This is a genomic window from Kitasatospora sp. NPDC048298 (assembly GCF_043201465.1).
Classification (GTDB): domain Bacteria; phylum Actinomycetota; class Actinomycetes; order Streptomycetales; family Streptomycetaceae; genus Kitasatospora.
This window is the reverse complement of record NZ_JBICYZ010000004.1, coordinates 126,453-145,269: the sequence shown is the minus strand read 5'-3', so window position 1 is coordinate 145,269 and position 18,817 is coordinate 126,453. Positions and strand designations below refer to the sequence as shown.

General features: G+C 74.6%; 16 protein-coding genes. 6 read left to right on the top strand and 10 right to left on the bottom strand.

Annotated features, from left to right (window positions below):
* Positions 1-55: 55 nt before the first annotated feature.
* Complete coding sequence (locus tag ACGF0D_RS04985) at positions 56-529, bottom strand: VOC family protein (RefSeq protein WP_392878456.1); 474 nt, start codon at positions 527-529, stop codon at positions 56-58.
* 136 nt (positions 530-665) lie between these two features.
* Between ACGF0D_RS04985 and ACGF0D_RS04980 the strand changes: the two genes are divergently transcribed.
* Positions 666-1,994, top strand: a complete 1,329-nt coding sequence (locus tag ACGF0D_RS04980; protein WP_392914010.1) for a hypothetical protein — start codon at positions 666-668, stop codon at positions 1,992-1,994.
* Between the two features lie 227 nt (positions 1,995-2,221).
* The gene (locus tag ACGF0D_RS04975; protein WP_392878453.1) at positions 2,222-3,712 is read left to right on the top strand and encodes an alkaline phosphatase PhoX; all 1,491 of its coding nucleotides are present in this window, start codon (positions 2,222-2,224) and stop codon (positions 3,710-3,712) included.
* A 53-nt stretch (positions 3,713-3,765) separates the two neighbouring features.
* Here the strand turns inward: ACGF0D_RS04975 and ACGF0D_RS04970 are convergent, their stop codons facing one another.
* Complete coding sequence (locus tag ACGF0D_RS04970) at positions 3,766-5,367, bottom strand: PucR family transcriptional regulator (protein ID WP_392878451.1); 1,602 nt, start codon at positions 5,365-5,367, stop codon at positions 3,766-3,768.
* Between the two features lie 486 nt (positions 5,368-5,853).
* Here ACGF0D_RS04970 and pruA point away from each other — a divergent pair, with 486 nt between their 5' ends.
* The gene (gene pruA, locus ACGF0D_RS04965; protein WP_392878449.1) at positions 5,854-7,482 is read left to right on the top strand and encodes an L-glutamate gamma-semialdehyde dehydrogenase; all 1,629 of its coding nucleotides are present in this window, start codon (positions 5,854-5,856) and stop codon (positions 7,480-7,482) included.
* A gap of 212 nt (positions 7,483-7,694) precedes the next feature.
* The gene (locus ACGF0D_RS04960; RefSeq protein ID WP_392878447.1) at positions 7,695-8,624 is read left to right on the top strand and encodes a proline dehydrogenase family protein; all 930 of its coding nucleotides are present in this window, start codon (positions 7,695-7,697) and stop codon (positions 8,622-8,624) included.
* 66 nt (positions 8,625-8,690) lie between these two features.
* On the opposite strand, the gene ACGF0D_RS04955 is transcribed toward ACGF0D_RS04960, so the two are convergent.
* The gene (locus ACGF0D_RS04955) at positions 8,691-9,284 is read right to left on the bottom strand and encodes a Uma2 family endonuclease (RefSeq protein WP_392914009.1); all 594 of its coding nucleotides are present in this window, start codon (positions 9,282-9,284) and stop codon (positions 8,691-8,693) included.
* Between the two features lie 149 nt (positions 9,285-9,433).
* Here ACGF0D_RS04955 and ACGF0D_RS04950 point away from each other — a divergent pair, with 149 nt between their 5' ends.
* Positions 9,434-10,126, top strand: coding sequence for an RraA family protein (locus ACGF0D_RS04950; RefSeq protein WP_392914008.1), 693 nt, complete (start codon positions 9,434-9,436; stop codon positions 10,124-10,126).
* A gap of 5 nt (positions 10,127-10,131) precedes the next feature.
* Here the strand turns inward: ACGF0D_RS04950 and ACGF0D_RS04945 are convergent, their stop codons facing one another.
* From ACGF0D_RS04945 to ACGF0D_RS04930, 4 genes are all read right to left on the bottom strand, one after another.
* The gene (locus tag ACGF0D_RS04945) at positions 10,132-10,620 is read right to left on the bottom strand and encodes a GNAT family N-acetyltransferase (protein WP_392914094.1); all 489 of its coding nucleotides are present in this window, start codon (positions 10,618-10,620) and stop codon (positions 10,132-10,134) included.
* Between the two features lie 58 nt (positions 10,621-10,678).
* Positions 10,679-11,644 carry an SGNH/GDSL hydrolase family protein gene (locus tag ACGF0D_RS04940; protein WP_392914007.1) on the bottom strand — a complete coding sequence of 322 codons (966 nt, stop codon included), beginning with the start codon at positions 11,642-11,644 and terminating at the stop codon, positions 10,679-10,681.
* 124 nt (positions 11,645-11,768) lie between these two features.
* A complete protein-coding gene (locus ACGF0D_RS04935; protein WP_392914093.1) occupies positions 11,769-13,079 on the bottom strand; it encodes a TerD family protein in 1,311 nt (436 codons plus the stop codon).
* A gap of 172 nt (positions 13,080-13,251) precedes the next feature.
* On the bottom strand, positions 13,252-14,541 hold the full coding sequence (locus ACGF0D_RS04930; RefSeq protein WP_392914006.1) for a hypothetical protein: 1,290 nt from the start codon (positions 14,539-14,541) through the stop codon (positions 13,252-13,254).
* Between the two features lie 327 nt (positions 14,542-14,868).
* Here ACGF0D_RS04930 and ACGF0D_RS04925 point away from each other — a divergent pair, with 327 nt between their 5' ends.
* A complete protein-coding gene (locus ACGF0D_RS04925) occupies positions 14,869-15,372 on the top strand; it encodes an SsgA family sporulation/cell division regulator (RefSeq protein WP_392878437.1) in 504 nt (167 codons plus the stop codon).
* 34 nt (positions 15,373-15,406) lie between these two features.
* Here the strand turns inward: ACGF0D_RS04925 and ACGF0D_RS04920 are convergent, their stop codons facing one another.
* The 3 genes from ACGF0D_RS04920 to ACGF0D_RS04910 all read right to left on the bottom strand — a co-directional run bounded on the left by ACGF0D_RS04920 (position 15,407) and on the right by ACGF0D_RS04910 (position 18,732).
* On the bottom strand, positions 15,407-16,843 hold the full coding sequence (locus ACGF0D_RS04920; protein ID WP_392878435.1) for a GAF domain-containing protein: 1,437 nt from the start codon (positions 16,841-16,843) through the stop codon (positions 15,407-15,409).
* A 192-nt stretch (positions 16,844-17,035) separates the two neighbouring features.
* The gene (locus ACGF0D_RS04915; protein ID WP_392914005.1) at positions 17,036-18,307 is read right to left on the bottom strand and encodes a M48 family metalloprotease; all 1,272 of its coding nucleotides are present in this window, start codon (positions 18,305-18,307) and stop codon (positions 17,036-17,038) included.
* Positions 18,304-18,732, bottom strand: coding sequence for a BlaI/MecI/CopY family transcriptional regulator (locus ACGF0D_RS04910; RefSeq protein WP_392878431.1), 429 nt, complete (start codon positions 18,730-18,732; stop codon positions 18,304-18,306). The genes ACGF0D_RS04915 and ACGF0D_RS04910 overlap by 4 nt, the downstream gene beginning before the upstream one ends.
* Positions 18,733-18,817 lie beyond the last annotated feature (85 nt).

Sequence of the window (18,817 nt, the reverse complement as noted above, 5' to 3'; positions counted from 1 at the left end):
GCCTCACGGTGCGCTCCGGGAGACGGGGCCCCACGGTGTGCTCCGAGGGCCCCGGTCAGGGAAGGTCCAGCGAGCCGTCCTCGGTGAAGGGGAAGAACGGATTGTGGGCCAGCTCCCAGAGGTGGCCGTCCGGGTCCTCGAAGTAGCCGGAGTAGCCGCCCCAGTCGGTCGGGACCGGCGGCTTGACCACCACGGCGCCGGCCTCCACCGCCGTCCGCAGCGCGGCGTCCACCAGCGCGGGGGACTCCAGGTTCACCGCGAGGGTGACGCCGCGGAAGGAGGGCTCGCCGGTGACGGGCAGGCCCGCGTCGGCGGCCAGCTCCTCGGTGGGGAAGAGGCCGAGCGCGGAGTCGGCGGTGCGGAACCACACGATCTCCGGGCTGGAGGCGGCGGAGCGCTTCCAGCCGAGCGCCTCGTAGAAGCGGGCGCTGCGGTCGAGGTCGGTCACCCCGAGGGTGACGATGCTGATCCGGGCGGGGAAGGTGCCCTGTCCGGTCCGGTCCTGTGCTGCGTCGTTCTGTGCTGTCATGCCGCCCAGGTTAGGGAGGGCGGCTGACAACGGGCCTCCTGACACGGCCACCACCCCGGTCCGGGAGCGGAGCTGATGACCCGGCAGCTGCGGCCACGTAAGGTGGCGTCAGCGGTGCGGGCGCGAGGACTCGGGGGTGCGACACAGGATGGTGCGGGAGAGCGGCGGCGGGCACCAGAAGCGGAACATCGGCTCCCCGGGGGCCGCCCCGGCTCCGGACCGGCCGGTCCGGGAGGACCGTTTCGTCGGTGGGCCCGCGGGCCGGGCACCGGACCGGTCGGCCGGGCGGTCCGCGGATCAGCCCGGGGATCAGCCCGCGGAGCAGCACGCCGACCGGTTCGCCGTTCAGGAGGAGTTCTCCCGCAGGACCCTGGCGGCGGCCGACTTCCCGGTGTACGGCGTGGCCGGCGGGACGCCGGTGGACAGGACACCGGCGGACGGGACACCGACGGGTGGGACGTCGGCCGGTGAGGCGCTGGCCGCCTTCGAGACCTCCGGCGGCGAGCTGTGCTGGGTCGAGGTCCAGTGCGGTGACTGGCGTTCGGCGGCCGGCCCGTACGTGACCGTGCGCACCTACCGGCCCGGCGCCGACCGGGGTGAGCAGCTACCCGAGCTGGAGGACCTGGTCGAGGACGAACGGGACCGCGTCTACGAGCAGTTGGGTGTCGACGAGGGCGACGGGCCGGGCCGGGTGCGGGCGTTGCGCGCATGGATCACGGTGGACGGCGAGCCCTGCGCGGTGGAGGTGCACGAGGACCGGCCGGTGCCGGCGCCCGGTGCCCCGGCGGCGGCCGGGCCGGAGCCGGTGTGGGCGGGGCGGCTGCGGGTCGGCGGGCTGACCGTCACGGTGTGCGGGCGCGGGGTGGCCCCCGGGGCGTTGGAGCTCGGGTCGATCGGCGACTTCGAGCGCTGCCTGCGCGGCCGCACCGAGCTGCTGCGCGACCTGGCCGCCCGGCGGGCCCGCCACGTTCCGGTCGAGGAGCGCGAACTGCCGCCGGTGGTCGGGATGGAGGCGCACCGGGCGCTGATCGAGCAGAGCGTCGCCGAGTCCGCCGCGATCGAGGCGCAGGTGCGGGTCGGGCGCACGCCGAGGCTGCCGCGCGGGCTGCGCGGGGAGGTCGGCGCGGTGCGCTGGGAGGCGGCGGTGCGCCAGCAGATGCGGCTGGCCACCGAGACCCGGGAGGAGGCCGCGGCGGCGGTGACCTCGATGGTGAACCACCTCAACCGGCTTTCCCAGCAGACGCATTGGCTCGTCGGCACGGCGGAGGGCGAGGCGGCCGTCGAGGAGGTCGTCCGGTACACGGTGTTCGCGAGCGAGGTGGCGAGCCTGCCGGCGCAGCGGGCGTGGGCGCAGTTGTGGCGGGAGCGGCCGGGCGGCGGCGGGGCGGGGGTCTGGGAGGAGCAGCGGCTGGCCGAGCAGCTGTGGCTGTCGGCCTGGGAGCAGTGGCGGGCGGCGCGGCGCTGACGGGGTGTCGGGCGGGTGTGGCCGGGTGGGTCCGCGGCGTTCCGGGTCTGACTGTCTGACTGTCTGACGGGGACATGTGTAAAGCCGAGGTCATGTGACAGTCATCGGTCGGCAAATGGCCGCCTGGGTGTGAGGTGGGCGTCATGTCGGGTTAACCCGTTCGGCGGAGCCTGCTGGGCGTCGGCATCCCGCACCGACGCCCCCGCTCATCCTCAGGAGTTGCTGCCATGTCGCTGTCCCGCCGGGACTTCGTCAACCGTTCCACCCTCGTCGGGGCCGGCGTGCTGATCGCCGGCAGCGCCGAGGCGCTGGCCAGCGCCCCGGGCGCGATCGCCGCCCCGGTCGGCGGCGAGGCGCCGGTCGCCGCGGCCGCCGGGACCAACTCGGCCGCCGGCACCGCCGTCGGCTACGGCCCGCTGGTCCAGGACCCGGCCGGCCTGCTCTCCCTGCCGAAGGGCTTCTCGTACAAGGTCCTCAACCGGGCCGGCGTCACCAAGCTGCGCACCGGCGAGTTCACCCCGAGCAACCACGACGGCACCTCCGCCTTCGAGGACGAGCACGGCGGCAACCTGATGGTCGTCAACCACGAGCTGGCCGGTGCCCGCGCCAACTGGCCGCACCCGGTGCCGCTGATCGAGGGCCACGTCTACGACCCGGGCGCGGCCGGCGGCTGCACCGTCGTGCACGCCAAGCGGGACGGCTCGGTCGAGCAGTGGGTCGGCATCGCCGGCACCGCCACCAACTGCGCCGGCGGCGTGACCCCGTGGGGCACCTGGCTGTCCGGCGAGGAGACCGAGGACAAGGCCGGCAAGAACGGCTTCACCAAGGACCACGGGTACATCTTCGAGGTCGACCCGTTCGACGACGACTACAACCGTGACCCGCAGCCGGTGAAGGCCTTCGGCCGCTACGCGCACGAGGCCGTCGTGGTGGACCCGAAGAAGGGCCACGTCTACCTGACCGAGGACGCCTCGAACCCGAACGGCCTGCTGTTCCGCTGGACCCCGCCGGCCGACTTCAAGCACGGCCGCTACAAGCTGCGCAAGCTCGCCGACGACGCCGGTGTGCTGGAGGCCTTCAAGGTCTTCGACGCGCAGGGCAAGTTCATCGACGACCTCTCCCGCGCCACCAAGGTCGGCACCACCTACGGCGTGGACTGGGTCAAGGTCCAGGACCGCGACGCCAAGACCGTCTCGGTGCGCAAGCAGTTCAAGGAGGGCGAGGTCACCCGCGCCCGCAAGCTGGAGGGCATGTGGTGGGGTGACGGCGGCTTCTACTTCGTCTCCAGCTTCGCCCGTTCGGAGAGCCCGCTCCAGCACGACGGCCAGGTCTGGTTCTACAACCCGAACCGCCGCACCATCACCCTGAAGGTGCTGCTGGGCGTCAACAGCGATGTCTGGGGCGACCACGACAACTTCGACGGCCCGGACAACATCACCGTCTCGCCGTACGGCGGCATCGTGATCGCCGAGGACGGCGAGGGCGTCTCGCACCTGTTCGGCGCCACCGAGGACGGCCTGGTCTTCCCGATCGCCCGCAACGAGCTGAACATCGGCACCGCCGAGAAGCCCGAGTTCAGCGAGTTCACCGGGGTGACCTTCTCGGACGACGGCAAGACCCTGTTCGCCAACATCCAGACCCCGGGCATCCAGCTGGCCGTCAGCGGCCCGTGGCGCCGGCTGAACGAGCACAAGCGCGGCCAGGGCTACGGCGAGTGATGAGCGGTCAGGTGTGACCGACGGAACCGGCTGACCGGTGGACTGCCCGCGGACTACTCGTCCGCGGGCAGTCGCAGTTGCAGCATCGCCAGCAGGCGCTGCTGCGGCTGGGCGAGGTCGATGCCGGTCAACTGTTCGGCGCGGCGCACCCGGTAACGCAGGGTGTTGGGGTGGATGTGCAGGGCGTCCGCGGCCACCCGCACCTCGCCGAGCGCGTCCAGCCAGGCCAGTACGGACTCGGCGAGCCGGGTGCCGTGCCGGCGGTCGTACTCGGTGAGCGCGGTCAGTCGTGGGTCGCGCAGGCCGGTGCGCTCCTGGAGCAGCGCGAGCATCTCGCTGACCAGCACCTCCGCCTGGACGTCGATCAGCGCCGCGACGTCGAGGTCCACTCCGCCGCGGCCCATCGCGTCGAGGATGCGGTCCGCCTGGGCCCGGGAGTCGGGGACCTGGGCCAGGCCGTCGACGGTCGAGCCGATCGCGGCGCGCAGCGGGACCCCCAGGTGTTCACGGGCGGCGGTCACCACCTCGGAGGCCCAGTCGCGCACGGTGGTCATCGGCAGCCCGGGGGGCAGCTCGGGCAGCAGCACGTACACCCGGGAGTCGATCGGGGCGAGCAGCGCGGCGCGGTGCCGGGCGGCGGTGTGCACCGAGATCAGGCCGGTGACGTCGGAGCGGTGCAGCGCGTCGGTGGTGTGCGCGCTGTAGGCCAGCACGGTCGCCGGGCGGCGCAGGTCCAGCCCGAGGTGGGTGGCGAGCGACTGGGGGCCGGTGGAGCCCTCCAGCAGACCGGTCAGCAGGGTCTGGGTGAGCCGGACGTCGGCGGACAGCTCCCGGCGGCGGCGCACCAGCTGGGCGGCCGCGACCCGGGCGGCGCCGACCAGGGCCTGCTCGGCCAGCGGGGCCAGCGACCGGGAGCCCTCCTGGACCCAGATGGTGCCGAGCGGCTGCGCCCCGGCCCGGATGCCGACCGCGAGGCGGCGGCGCAGGCCCAGCTCGGGGTGCGGCTCGACCGCGATCGGGGTGTCCGAACTGCGCAGGTGCTGGAAGATGCCCCACTCGCGGAGCTTGGACAGGTACGGCTCGGGGCCCTGCCAGCCGAGGATGGACAGCCGGCGCAGGTCGTCGACCTCGTCGGAGTCCGAGGAGCGGGAGTAGGCCAGCACCCGGCTCGAGGTGTCCTCGATCGAGACGATGCCGTTGGTGAGCACGGCGACGGTCTGGGCGAGGGAGAAGAGGTCGCCCGCGTTGGGCTCGGGGGCGCCGGCGGCGTCCGGGGCGTCCGGGCCGGCGATGATCGCCCGGGCCAGCGAGTCGAGGTGTTCCCAGCGCGTCTCCCGGCGCACCGAGAGCAGGGCGACGCCCGCGTCGGTGGCGGCCTCGCGCAGCGCGTCGGCCTGGCCGGGGCCGTCCAGCTTGACCGCGACGGCGGCGGCCCCGGACCGGCCGGCCGCGCGCAGGGCGGGCAGGGCGGCGCGGCCGCGGGCACCGATCGCGAGCACGAGTTCGCCGGGGGCGGCGGTCGGGGGGTCCTCCGGGTCGAGGATGGCGACGTCGCGCACCGGGACGTCCAGCCCCTGTGGGGCGGCCTGCAGCTCGACCAGCGGTTCGCCGAGGGACATCAGGAGTTGACGGAGCGGCAGGCCGGAGGTGGTCACGTCGGTCCTCCTTCATCCGCTCGGACAACGTTTTGTGGTCGATTTTAGCCGGACGGACAGAGTTTCGACATCGAGGACGACTGTGCCCTCGCGCTGCCGGACGCCGAGCGGCGCTACACCGAGAGCCTCGTCGCGCAGCTCGGGGAGCCAGGCGGCCGGTGGTGGAGGCGGTCGCGGCCGGGCCGAGGTGGTGAACGCCCAGAAGGCCGGCGCCGGAGCGTGAGCCGGTCGGGCGAGCCGGGGGCGTGAGCCCGGGGGCGCGAGGTGGGCCGGGGTGGTGCGAGGGGGTGTGAACAGTGGGGCGGCCGAGGGCGGTTCGTGACCGCGGCGTGACCCGATTCGTCGGTCCGGACAACGCCGTACGGGGGAATTTAGCCGCCCGGCCAATCATGTGGCCCGGTGGCCAGGAATAGCGTTCGTGCTGTGGTCGGTGTGCAACCCGCGCCGGCCGATCCCCCGCACTGAACGAAGGAGAGCGTGCGCTCTATGGACGCTGTGACCCAGGTCCCCGCGCCGGTGAACGAGCCGGTCCACAGCTACGCCCCCGGGAGCCCGGAACGGGCCCGGCTGGAGGCCAAGCTGAAGGAGCTGGGCGGCCAGGAGCCGGTCCAGCTGACCATGACGATCAACGGTGAGCGCCGGATGGGCGGCGGCACCGAGATCCACGTCGTCCAGCCGCACAACCACGCGGCTCGGCTCGGCACCCTGCGCAACGCCACCCAGGCCGACGCGCAGGACGCCATCGACACTGCCCTGGCCGCCGCTCCGGCCTGGCAGGCGCTCTCCTTCGACTCCCGCGCCGCGATCTTCCTCAAGGCCGCCGACCTGCTGGCCGGCCCCTGGCGCGAGACCCTGGCCGCCGCCACCATGCTCGGCCAGTCCAAGACCGCCCAGCAGGCCGAGATCGACACCCCCTGCGAGCTGGTCGACTTCCTGCGCTTCAACGTGCACTTCGCCCGCCAGATCATGGCCGAGCAGCCGATCTCCTCGGACGGCGTGTGGAACCGCAGCGACCACCGCCCGCTGGAGGGCTTCGTCTACGCGATCACCCCGTTCAACTTCACCGCGATCGCCGGCAACCTGCCGACCGCGCCCGCGCTGATGGGCAACGTGGTGCTGTGGAAGCCGTCCCCGACCCAGCAGTTCTCCGCGCACCTGCTGATGCAGCTGCTGGAGGAGGCCGGCCTGCCCAAGGGCGTCATCAACATGGTGACCGGCGACGGCCTGGCCGTCTCCGAGGTCGCGCTCAAGCACCCGGCGCTCGCCGGCATCCACTTCACCGGCTCCACCGCCACCTTCCAGCACCTGTGGCGCGAGGTCGGCAACAACATCGCCGGCTACCGCACCTACCCGCGGATCGTCGGCGAGACCGGCGGCAAGGACTTCCTGGTCGCCCACCCGTCCGCCGACCCGAAGGTCCTGAAGACCGCGATGACCCGCGGCGCCTTCGAGTTCCAGGGCCAGAAGTGCTCGGCGCTGTCGCGGGCCTACGTCCCGGCGTCGATCTGGGCCGGCCTCAAGGACGAGTTCGCCGCCGAGGTCGACGGCCTCACCATGGGCGACGTCAGCGACCTGGCCAACTTCATGTCGGCCGTCATCGACGAGCGCTCCTTCGCCAAGAACAAGGCCGCCATCGACCGCGCCCAGGCCGACCCGCAGGTCGAGGTCCTCGCCGGCGGCACCTACGACGACTCGGTGGGCTACTTCGTCCGCCCGACCGTCCTGGTCTGCCAGGACCCGTCGAGCGAGTACTTCAAGGACGAGTACTTCGGCCCGATCCTCGCCGTGTACGTCTACGAGGACGAGAAGTACGAGGAGATGCTGGCCCAGATGGAGTCGGTGTCGCCGTACGGCCTGACCGGCTCGATCATCTCCCAGGACCGCGCCGCGGCCCAGGACGCGATGCACAAGCTGCGCTTCGCGGCCGGCAACTTCTACATCAACGACAAGCCGACCGGCGCCGTCGTCGGCCAGCAGCCCTTCGGCGGCGGCCGGGCCTCCGGCACCAACGACAAGGCGGGGGCCAAGCAGAACCTGGCGCGCTGGACCTCCACCCGCTCGGTCAAGGAGACCTTCGTCCCGCCGACGGACTACCGCTACCCGCACATGGGCTGACCAGCCCCGCACCACCGATCGCACGGCTCGCCCAGTAGCCACCGGTCACCCGCGACGCCCGGTCCCGCAGCCGGGCGTCGCCCGCCGGGGCGGCGGCCCCTCCCACCCGTCGCCCGCCGCCACCCTTCTTGGGACGCGCTGCGCGCGGCGCCCCGGATGCCGCCGTCCCGGCCCTTCTGCCACCCTTGGAAACACCAGCACCAGGAGTCACGATGCTCCGTTCCGCCCTTCTCGCGGCCTCCCGGTCCCCGCAGGTCCGCACCGTGGTCGAGAAGTTCCCCCCGACCCACGCGATAGTCGAGCGCTTCGTCGCCGGCGACGTCCTCGACGACGCGGTCACCGCCACCGACGACCTGATCGCCACCGGCCGCAAGGTCACCCTGGACCACCTCGGCGAGGACACCAAGGACGCCGCCCAGGCCGCCGACACCGCCGTCGCCTACGAGCACCTGCTCAAGGCCCTCAAGGAGACCGGCCTCGCGGCCGGCGCCGAGGTGTCGGTCAAGCTGTCGGCCGTCGGCCAGTTCCTCCCGGTGGACGGCGAGAAGATCGCGCTGGAGAACGCCCGCCGCATCTGCGAGGCCGCCGCCGACGCGGGCACCACGGTGACCCTCGACATGGAGGACCACACCACCACCGACTCCACCCTCGCCATCGCGCGCGAGCTGCGGGCGGACTTCCCCTGGCTGGGCGTCGTGCTCCAGGCCTACCTGCGCCGCACCGAGGCCGACTGCCGTGACTTCTCCGGCGCCGGCTCCCGCGTGCGCCTGTGCAAGGGCGCCTACAAGGAGCCCGAGTCGGTCGCCTTCCAGGGCAAGCACGAGGTCGACCTCGCGTACGTCCGCGCCCTGAAGGTCCTGATGGCGGGCGAGGGCTACCCGATGATCGCCTCGCACGACCCCAACATGATCAAGATCGCGGGCCAGCTGGCCCAGTGGAACGGCCGCAAGCGGGACTCCTTCGAGTACCAGATGCTGTTCGGCATCCGCCCCGAGGAGCAGCTGCGCCTCGCCGGCGAGGGCAACACGATGCGCGTCTACCTCCCGTACGGCCAGGAGTGGTACGGCTACTTCATGCGCCGCCTCGCCGAGCGCCCCGCCAACCTGACCTTCTTCCTGCGCGCCATGGCCACCCGCGGCTGACCTCCGGCGCCCCAGGCCACGGCCCGCACCCCTGACGGGGGGTGCGGGCCGTCCGCGTACTCGGCCCTAGAGGAAGTCCTTGGTGTCCAACTCGAACTCGAACGGGGCCGGGACGGCGAGCGGTTCGCCGAAGGCGGCGAGATGCACCTCCGTGTACTCCTCGCGGTGGGGCTTGCAGAAAAGGCTCACCTGCGACTTTTCGCGGTCGATCAGCAGGTAGAGCGGGACGCCGGCGCGGGCGTAGCAGTGTCGCTTGGTGATGCGGTCATGGTCGGGCTTGCTCGATGTGACCTCTGCGACCATGGCCACGCCGTCGGGTTCCATCCACGGTGGTGCACCGCGGAAGAGTCGGAGTTCTCGCGGAGCGAACGTCGCATCCGGGATGACGTGGTTCTTCGGACAGAGACCGCCGCTGACAAGCCGCAGGCCCTTGCCTCCGGACACTTGCATGTGGACTTTGGACTTGGCCTTCACCTGATCGATGAGAAGGTCGATGTAGTCCTCGTGATCGCCGTCCGGCGGTGGTGCCACGATGATCTCTCCCTCGATGAGCTCGGCTCGGAAGCCTTCGGGGGAGTGCAGGCTCAGGAAGCTCTCCAGCAGGATGTCGGCCTGCGATGGGGAGCCCGTGATCGGTTGCTCATGCGCCACAGCACTCATGATGCCCCTCCTTCAGAGGACCGTCACGCTATTCGCGGCCCGGCCGGGCTGTGCCGTATACGGCGGAGTTTCACTCGATGGTGTGAGTTTGAGGTCTCGCCTAGGATTCCCCTGCTGGTGAACTGGCTTTTCGAGCGGAGGAGTTGGGGATGCTGAAGGCTTTCGCAGAGCTGTCCACACCGTTGGTGGCGGACGCCTGTGTGCGGCTCGGGGTGGGGCTGCGGGCGGCGCCGACGGGGGTGGCGGCGGTGGTGGCCGGGGCCCGGGTGGCGGGGCGGGCGCTGCCGGTGCGGCACTACGGGAGCGTGGACGTGTTCCTGGAGGCGTACGGGTCGGCCCGGGACGGGGACGTGCTGGTGGTCGACAACGGTGGGCGCACCGACGAGGCCTGCATCGGGGACCTCGCGGTGCTGGAGGCGCGGGCCTCCGGGGTGGCCGGGATCGTGGTGTGGGGGCTGCACCGGGACACCGCCGAGCTGCGGGAGATCGGGCTGCCCGTGTTCAGTTACGGGGCGCTGCCGCTCGGCCCGGTGCGGCTGGACGCCCGGGAGCCGCAGGCGCTGCTGACGGCGAAGTTCGGGCCGCACCCGGTGAGCGCCGAGGACGTGGTGTTCGCCGACCCGGACGGGGTGCTGTTCGTGCCCGCCGACCGGGTCGCGCAGGTGCTGGAGACGGCCGGCGCGATCGCCCGGACCGAGCGCGAGCAGGCCGCGCGGATCGTCTCCGGGGACACGCTGCGCCGGCAGACCGGCTTCGACGAGTACCTGGAGCGGCGCGCCGCCGACCCGGCGTACAGCTTCCGGCAGCACCTGCGGCGGGTCGGCGGGGCGATCGAGGAGTGACGGCCCTACAGCGGCCGGTGCATGACGTGCAGGCCGACGTAGCCGTCCACCGGGTGGTGGAAGGCCTCGGGGACGGTGCCGACGATCGCGAAGCCGAGTGACTCGTAGAGCCGCACGGCGTGGTGGTTGTTGGCGACGACCGCGTTGAACTGCATGGCGCGGAAGCCGCTCCGGCGAGCCCAGTCGAGGGAGTGCTCGACCAGCGCCCGCCCGATCCCCCTGCCGTGGTGGGCCGGGTCGACCAGGTAGCTCGCGCTGGCGACGTGCGAGCCGTTGCCGGGGCGGTTGCGGTTCATCTTGGCGGTGCCGAGGACACGCCCGTCCTCGTCCACCGCGACCACCGTGCGGTCCGGGGTGGTGAGCATCCACCACTCCCGGCCCAGCTCGGAGTCCATGTCCAGCGGGAAGGGGAAGGTCTCGCCGGCGGCGATGACGGTGTGGAAGAACGGCCAGACGGCCGGCCAGTCCTCGGGGGTGGCCTCGCGGATCTCGATGGGCATCGGACCAGGATGGCCCCCGACGGGCGGGCGGGCGAACGGTTTTCCGGCCGGGTCAGCCACCGAGGACGGCGTTCTCGACCAGGGCGGCGGTGTGCGCCTGGCCGGTCGCGTTGGGGTGCACCACGGCGTACTCGAGGGGGAGGACGCTGGTCAGCACGCCGTCCAGCCAGTGGTCGGCGTCGCAGACGCTGTGGCCGGCGCTGGCGGGGTAGAGGTCCACGAAGGTGTCGCCGTGGGCGGCGGCGCTCCCGGCGATCAGCGCGTTGAGCGGCTCCAGGAGCGCGGTGCGGGCCCAGCCGAGGTCGCCGGCGGTGAAGGTGCCGAACTGCAGGAGGTTGCCGTACTGGCAGAGCGCGGCGTTCTCGGGGACGAGGTGCGGGTAGCCGACGGCGAGGACCTTGGCGGACGGCGCCTTGGCGTGCAGCGCGGTCAGCATCCGGTCGTAGCCGTTCCGCAGCCGGTCGAAGCGGTCGGGCAGGCTCGCGTCGAACTTGTCCTTGCAGGGGGTGCCCTGGCCGAGCCGGACGGCGCCGAGTTCGATGCAGCTCTTGAGGATCTCGGCGAAGCCGAGGTCGTTGCCGCCGACCCCGACGGTGACCAGGTCGGTGGCCGCGTCGACGGCGTCGATCTGCGGCGGGACGGCCGGGTAGGGGCCGTTCGGGTCGGTGCCGAGCGGCGGGAGCGGGCGGCCGAGCGGGGCCTGGGCGGTCACGTCGACACCGTCGGTGGTGGCGCCGCTGCAGCTGACGTTGCGCAGGTCGACCAGGGAGCCCAGGTCGCGGCGGACGATCTCGGGGTGGGACTCGACGGTACGGGCGCAGCCGTCGCGCGGGTCGGTCTCGTCGCCGGTGGCCTCGATGACCCCGGCGGTGTAGGAGTCGCCGAGGGCCGTCCACCGCAGTGCGGCGGCGCGGTCGCTCGGCCGGGTGGCGGCCTGGGCGGTGGTCGGGGTGATCAGCCCGGCGGCGAGCACGGTGGCGGTGCCGGCGACGGCGAGGCGGGACAGGAAGCTTGGCACGGCTCTCCTCCTCGGGGTGCGGGGGAGAGTGCGGTTCACCCCCCTGAGAGTCAATCGAGTCGCCGTGTGGACGACTTGATGCCTCAGGGGGGTGAATCCACGGGCGTCGCGGTGACGCCGGGGGTCAGAGCGCCGCGGCGGCGGGCTCGATCATCGCCCGCGCGGTCTTGCCGTCGACGTACTCGCCGAGCGCCGTCATCTCCCACTCACCGCCAGGGCGGCGGACCAGCTTGCACATCATCACACCGGTGTGGGGCTCGGAGTGGGTGAGATCGAAGCGGACCAGCTCCTCCTCCGTGCGGGCGTCCAGCAGCCGGCAGTAGGCGTCGCGCACGTCGGTGAACTTCTGCCCGGAGAAGGAGTTCACCACGAAGACCAGCCCGTGGACCTCGGCCGGCAGGCCCTCCAGGTGGACGGTGATCACCTCGTCGTCGCCGCCCTCGCCGCCGACCAGGTTGTCGCCGGAGTGGGAGATCGCGCCGTTGAAGATGTTCAGCTTCATGAACCAGGCCGTCTCCAGCCGCTTGTGCCGGGAGTCGAAGGCCAGGCAGGAGGCGTCCAGGTCGACGGCGCGGCCGCGGGCGGCGGACTTCCAGCCGAGTGCCATCCGGATGGAGGAGAGGAAGGGGCGGCCGTTCTTGACCAGGGAGACCGAGCTGCCCTTGACCAGGTTGACCCGGCCCTTGTCCAGGGTGATCTTGGCCGGAGCCGGAGCCGGAGCCGGAGCCGGAGCCGGAGCCGGAGCCGGAGCGGAGGTCTGGCCGGTGGCGAGCGCGATCCGCGGGTCGACCGGGGCGGTCGGCGGTGCGGGCGGCATCGGCGGGGCGGCCGGCGGGGCCGGGAGCTGGACGGTCCGGTCCACCGAGACCGGAGGCGCGACCGAGGGCGCGACCGGAGCGGCGGGCGCCGGGGTCGAAACCGGGGCCGGGGCCGGAGCCGGGGAGTCCTCGACGGTGACGCCGAAGTCGGTCGCGATGCCCGCCAGGCCGTCGGCGTAGCCCTGGCCGACCGCGCGCACCTTCCAGACGCCGCCCCGCAGGTAGACCTCGACCACGATGAGCGCGGTCTCCAGGCCCAGCTGCGGCGGGGTGAAGGTGACCAGCGCCTGGCCGGTGTCGGCGTCGCGGACGGTGGCGGTGGGCTCCATCCCGGCGAAGGTGGAGACCTGGTCGGCGGGGCTCGCGGTCACCACGATCTTGGTGATGCCGGCCGGGACGGCCCGGGTGTCGACGGTGATCGCGTCGGGGGAGCCGGCGGTGGCCGGGCGGTGGCTGACGCCGGGGCCGTTCGGGGCGTTGAAGAAGACGAAGTCGTCGTCCGAGCGGACCTTTCCGGCATCGGTCAGCAGCAGGCCGGAGACGTCCAGCGCCTTGGGCGCGGTGACCTCGACGGTCACTCGCGCGGCGGTCAGCGGTGCGTTGCCGCCTTGGGTCAGGACGGTGGACACGGACTCCTCCTCGGGTGCGGATCGGCGGCCCGGCCGGGGCCGTCGGGGGCGCCGGGCCGGGTGCTGCCCACAGTAACGAACGGGGGTACGGGGATGCGCCCGTCCGGAACGGCCTGCTGCCGGATCGTCGAACGACCGTTACAGGGCGGCCTTCGGCAGGTCAGCGTGCCGTGGCGGCAGGGGCGGTGGCCACCCCGGCACCCGCCCCGGGGGTCGTCCCGGAGGCCGGTGCGGGCAGCGGCTGCACCGGGCCGAAGGTGCCGAGCGCGGCCACCGCGCGGGGGTGGTCGAGCGCGAAGGCGGAGACGCTCCAGCCCTCCACCGGGGCCGCCCTGCGCACCCCGGCGGACGGGTCGGCGGCCGGCCGGGCACCGAGGACGCCGAAGGTGTAGGTGCCGGGCCGGACGTCGGTGCCCGGCGGGGTGGTGAAGCGGTAGACGAGGGTGCCGCGCTCCTGCTGGGCGGTCACCACGGCGCCCGGCAGGTCGGTCCAGGCGGTGCCGTTGCCGGGGGCCGACTCGCCCGGGGCGAGCCGGAACTCGGCCTGGAACGCGGTGACCGGCTCGGCCACCGCGAGGGTGAGCCGGTGGCGCAGGCCGTCGCGGCCGAGCGGGGAGAGCCGGGCGGCGCCGGTCAGCGCCTGGTCGGTGTCCGCGGAGGGCCGGGGGCCGGCCGGGCCGTTGCCGTTGCCGTCGACCGTGTCGGCCGGGGCCTCCCCGGCGGCCGGGAGGGGAGCGAGCGGCGGCGGCACGGGGCGGGTGGGCGCGGTCGGCCGCAGCCCGGGGCGGTTCGGCGCCGGGCCGGTGGCGGCCGCGCCCTGGTCGGGCTGCCCGGCGCCCGGGGCGGGAGCCGGACCCGGGGCGTAGCCGGGCTGCTTGGCGTTCGGGACCGGGGGGACGGAGACGGAAGGGGAGGGCGAGGGGTCGACCTGGACGCGGGCCTCGGTGCCGGCGAGCTGGGTGCCGGAGGCCGGCGCGTCCTGCCCGGCCGAGGCCTGGCCGCCGGTCTGGGGCGCGCCGGGGCTCCCGCCGTGGGGCGCGGACGGGGAGGCGGCGACCGGCGCGGGCCCCGTGGGGTGCGCCGAGAGGCGCGAGGAGGGGTTCGGTGAGGGCCGGCCGCCGACGGGGCGGCCGGAGGAGGAGCCGGGCGACGGGCCGTCGGTCGGGGTCTGCGCGGAGGCCGCCTCGGTCTGGTCGGTGGTGCCCGGCGTGGGCGGCGGGGTGGTGCCGACCCGGGCGACGCCGGCCCGGCGGCCGATCCCCTGCTGCTCGTTCAGCAGCAGGGTGGTGGCGATGCTGATGCCGACCACGGTGGACATCGCCATCGCGGCGCCGGAGAAGCGCAGGGTGGGCAGTCGGAACAGCCCGCCGAACGGGCGCGGCCGCCCGTGCCGGCCGTGCCGTGCGGGCTCGTGCTGCACGTCTCGCGCGGTGTCCTCGCGCACAGCCACCGGACCCCTCCCTCCCCGAAGCCGCCGTCGCGTCGCCGTATTCTCCCACGCGTCGCCGCCGGGCCCGGCTCCGGCCGCCGAGGACCGGTTCCGCGCGGGCCCGCGCGGGGAGGGGGAGAGCGTACCAGCGGGCGACCGCGCCCCGGTCGGTTCCCATCCACTTCGTGGACACCCGTTCGATACACGGAAGTTGACACTCCGTCCGACAAGCGCGGTAAGGAGTGGCCGCGCCGGACGGGGGGCGTTGCAACCCCCTTGCAACCCTTGCCCGGTGCGCCGGGTGTGACGCACGCTGAGGGCATCCCAAGCCGCCCCGGAGAGACCGTCATGCCGCCCGACCCGCTGTCCGCAGCCTCCAGTGCACCCCTCGCCGCCACCCCCACGGGCGGCGATGGGGACGGCTCCACCGCCGCTCCGGCGGCGGTGGAGGAGGAGGTGCTGATCCTGCGAATCTCGCTGGGCGAGGAGGTGGTCGGCGAGGTGCTCACCCGGTTCCGGTTCGACGCCGCGCGCCCGTACGAGGTGCTGCTGACCTTCCACCTGGGGCGGCCCGACGAGGCCGACTGGGTGTTCTCCCGCGAACTGCTGCGCGACGGCCTGCGCGCGCTGAGCGGCCAGGGCGACGTCAAGCTGTGGCCGGCGTACTGCCCGTGCCACGGGGCGACGCTGCACCTGGCGCTCGAGTCCCCGCACGGCAGCGCGCTGCTGGAGGCTCCCAGGCCCCGGGTGCAGGCCTGGCTGGACCGCACCTACGCGCTGGTCTCCGAGCGTCAGGAGCGGGTCTGCGGCCCCACCGACGCCGACCTGGCCGCCCTGCTCGCGGACGGCTGAGGCCGACCGAGGCCGGTGCCGCGGCGCCGCGGCGTCAGCGACGCCCCGCCGGACCGGCGGCGCGCGGCGGCGGGAGGGACGGCGTACCGGGCAGCCGGGCCGTCCCCGCGGCCAGCGCGGCCCGCAGCCGCCGGACGGCCGGGGCCGAGGAGGCGGGCAGCAGGTCGTACGGGTCGTCCGGCCCGTCCACGGTGACCAACACCGACTCCGCGAACCGGTACGGCCGGTGGGCCAGCAGTCCGCCCAGGTAGCGGCGCAGCCGGGACAGCTCGGCGCGGACCGTCACCGTCCGGCGGGCGTCGTCGAACAGGGCCTCCGCGAGCTGGGCGGCGGTGCTGCCCTCGCGTCCGGTGGCGAGCAGGAGCAGCAGTTCGGCGTGGCGCGGGCTGAGCGGGTGCGACCAGCTGTCGGCCGCGCTCCGGACGGACAGTTCCGGACGGTCCGGGCGCCGCAGGTCGAGCCGGAGGTGGGCGCCCTCGGCCTGTTCGGCGGTCACCGCGCCGGAGCCGCCGTCCTCGGGTGACCGCACCGGGCGCACCAGCCAGCCGTCGGCGAGCGGCTCCAGCACGCACTCGCCCAGGCCCGGCACCCAGTGCACGGCGGCCGGGGTCCAGCCCCCGCTGGGCACCCGCAGCCGGCCGACCGGCGGCAGCCCGGCCGCGGCGGCGGTCCAGCCGGCCGCGTCCACCACCAGCGCCGGGCCGCCGACCCGGGCGAGCAGCGGGGCGGCCAGGGCGCGCAGCTCGTGCAGCGCCTCCAGCCGTCGGGCGCGCAGCTCGGTCTCGGCGAGCCGGGCGGCGGTGGCGGTGAGCTGGAGCAGGTACGGGCGGACGCTGTGCGCCGGGACGCTCAGGTTGACGGCGCCGACCAGCTGCCCGGTGCCGGGGTCGCGCAGCGGCGCGGCGACGCAGGTCCAGGCGTGGTGGCTGCGCAGGTAGTGCTCGGCGGAGTGGACGTGCGTCGGGCGCCGGATGCGCAGGGCGGCCGCGATGCCGTTGGTGCCGACGCGCTCCTCGGTCCAGCGGGCGCCGGTGATGAAGCCGATCCGGTCGGCGCTGCGGCGCAGGCCGCGCTCGCCCTCCTGCCAGAGCACGTGGCCCTCGGCGTCGGCGACGGCCACCAGCAGCGGGGCCGCGCCGCCCACCTCCAGCAGGGTCTCGCGCAGCACCGGCAGGACGGTGTCGAGCCCGCTGGTGCGGCGGCGCTGTTCTATCTCGCCGGGGCCGAGCAGGACGGCGGCGGCGCCGCTGTCGGGGTCGAGGCCGAGGCGTCGCAGCCGGGCCCAGGAGTCGCCGATCTCGGGCCGGGGTTCGAGCAGGCCCGGGCCCGCGGGCTGCGCGGTGAGGGCGGGGGCGGCCAGTTCCCGGGCGGCGGCGTCGGCGAGGGTGCGGTCGTGGACCTTGGCCAGTTCCGTCGTGGTCGGCGGGGTGCGGCGCTCTGGTCGTCGGGACTGCCGTCCGGTCTGCCGCACGCGCTTCGCTCCTCGCCACCGTTCGAGGACGCGCCGGGGCCGACGCGCTGACGAAAGCGTACGGGGGCGGTGGGCCGCTGGGGACGGGGTCCGGCAACTCCGCCTACCGGGCGGTACGGAACCGTGGTCGGCCCCCGGGCCCCGGCGGCGCCCGGCGGGCGTTCGGCGGCGGGGCCCGGGGGCCGGGCGGGATCAGTGCCGCGCGCCGGTGCCCTGCTGGGCCGCCTCCACGGTGTGGTGCAGGTCGGCGGTGGCCTCCAGGGTGGCGCCGGTGCTCAGCACCAGGCAGGCGGCCAGGGCCACGGCGGCGGCCCGCAGCCAGGTGCCGGGGGCGCCGGCCGGGCGGGGCTGGAGCAGGGCGGCGACCCGGCGCGGGACCGGTCCCGAGTGGGCGGCGGCGACCAGCCGGGGGCGGCCCGGCCAGGGGGAACGGCTCGCGGCCAGGGCGGCCCGGCCGACCGCGCGGGCGGTCACCGCGCGGTCGCCGACCCGGGTCGCGGCCACCTCGTCGGCCCAGCGCTCCAGGTGGTACCCGAGGGGTGCGCGCAGCGGGCGCAGGGCCGGGTGGATGCCGGCGGCGTGCTCGGCGAGGGCGAGGAAGACGTGGTGGCGGGCGGTCAGGTGGGCCCGTTCGTGGGCGAGCAGGGCGGAGCGCTCGGGGGCGCTGAGGGCGCGCAGCATGCCGGAGGTGACCACGATCCGGCCGGGCTCGCCCGGTCGGCCGGGGCGGCCCAGGCGGCCGGGCAGGGCGAAGGCGTCGGCGCACTCGTCGTCCAGGACGGTGAGCGGGTGGTCGGCGGTCCGGAACAGTGCGGCGGGCCGCAGGCGGGTGGCCGTCCGGAGCAGTGCGGCGGGCCGTGGCAGGGCGGCCGGCCAGGCCGGGAGGCGTGACCGGCGCACGGAGGCGTGTGGGGGGCGCATGTCCGGATGCTGGACGGAGGAGCGCTCGCGGAGCGGGTGGTGGGCGCCGGTCCGGTCCGTACGGTGATCGTCGGCAGCCGCGGAACCCACGGCACCGAGGGCACCCCCGACACCCACGGCGCCGGCGCGGTCGGCGAGGCTGCCGTCGGTGCCGCCGGAGGGTTCCGTGCGGGGCGCGTCGTGGGCCGGGAGCGCGGCCCTGGCGATGCGCAGCTCCCGCAGTTGCCGGCGTGCGGTGCGCACCGCCAGCGCGCCGAGCGCGAGGAGCGCCAGGGCGGCCAGCACGGCCGCGAACGGCGCGTCGGGCGAGGCCGCGGTGAGCCAGGGCAGTGAGAGGTGGCCGAGGGCGGCGACCGGTGGGAGCTGGAGCAGCCCGTCGACGGCCAGCAGGCCGAGCGAGCAGAGGGTGCCGCCGGCCAGGACGGCGGCGCTGCCGGCCAGCATCCAGGCGGCGGCCCGCGGCGGCAGCGCCTCGGCGAGGCGGCGGGCCAGCGGGGCGGCCAGGAAGGGCAGCAGCAGCGGGACCCAGACGGCGAGCATCATCGGCCGGCCGCTCCCGGTGCGCCCGGCCCCGTCGGGTCCGCCTCCGGCGCGTCCGGGGCGCCGTCGCCGAGCAGGTCGCGCAGCAGCTGCTCGTCCTCGGCAGAGAGGTCGGAGACGAAGCGGGCCAGTACGGTGGAGCGGTCGGCCTCGCGGCCGAGCTCGGTGTGCATCCGGCGGGCGGCGAGCCCCGCGGTGTCCTGGACGGTCGGAACGTAGGCGTAGGCGCGGCCGGCCCGGGTGCGCTCGACCGTCCCCTTGTCGAACAGCCGGGCCAGGATCGTCGCGACGGTGGTGCGGGCGAGGTCCCCGCCGAGCGCGGCCTGGACGTCCTGCGGCGTCATCGGCTGCCGGGTGGACCAGAGGGCGGCCAGCACCTCGGCCTCCAGCTCCCCGGCGGGCCGGCGGGCGGACGGTACGTCGGGCATGGCGGCGCTTCCTCCAAGTTTCGTCTACAGTCATGTAGACCGTCTACGCGACTGTAGACGATCAGGGCGGGTTCCGGTGCGAACC

Excerpts from the sequence above, each read along its gene's own strand:
- ACGF0D_RS04960 (WP_392878447.1), top strand. The coding sequence starts at position 7,695 with ATGCTCCGTTCCGCCCTTCTCGCGGCCTCCCGGTCCCCGCAGGTCCGC.
- ACGF0D_RS04915 (WP_392914005.1), bottom strand. The coding sequence starts at position 18,307 with ATGATGCTCGCCGTCTGGGTCCCGCTGCTGCTGCCCTTCCTGGCCGCC.
- ACGF0D_RS04985 (WP_392878456.1), bottom strand. The coding sequence starts at position 529 with ATGACAGCACAGAACGACGCAGCACAGGACCGGACCGGACAGGGCACC.
- ACGF0D_RS04950 (WP_392914008.1), top strand. The coding sequence starts at position 9,434 with ATGCTGAAGGCTTTCGCAGAGCTGTCCACACCGTTGGTGGCGGACGCC.
- ACGF0D_RS04925 (WP_392878437.1), top strand. The coding sequence starts at position 14,869 with ATGCCGCCCGACCCGCTGTCCGCAGCCTCCAGTGCACCCCTCGCCGCC.
- ACGF0D_RS04975 (WP_392878453.1), top strand. The coding sequence starts at position 2,222 with ATGTCGCTGTCCCGCCGGGACTTCGTCAACCGTTCCACCCTCGTCGGG.
- pruA (WP_392878449.1), top strand. The coding sequence starts at position 5,854 with ATGGACGCTGTGACCCAGGTCCCCGCGCCGGTGAACGAGCCGGTCCAC.
- ACGF0D_RS04910 (WP_392878431.1), bottom strand. The coding sequence starts at position 18,732 with ATGCCCGACGTACCGTCCGCCCGCCGGCCCGCCGGGGAGCTGGAGGCC.
- ACGF0D_RS04955 (WP_392914009.1), bottom strand. The coding sequence starts at position 9,284 with ATGAGTGCTGTGGCGCATGAGCAACCGATCACGGGCTCCCCATCGCAG.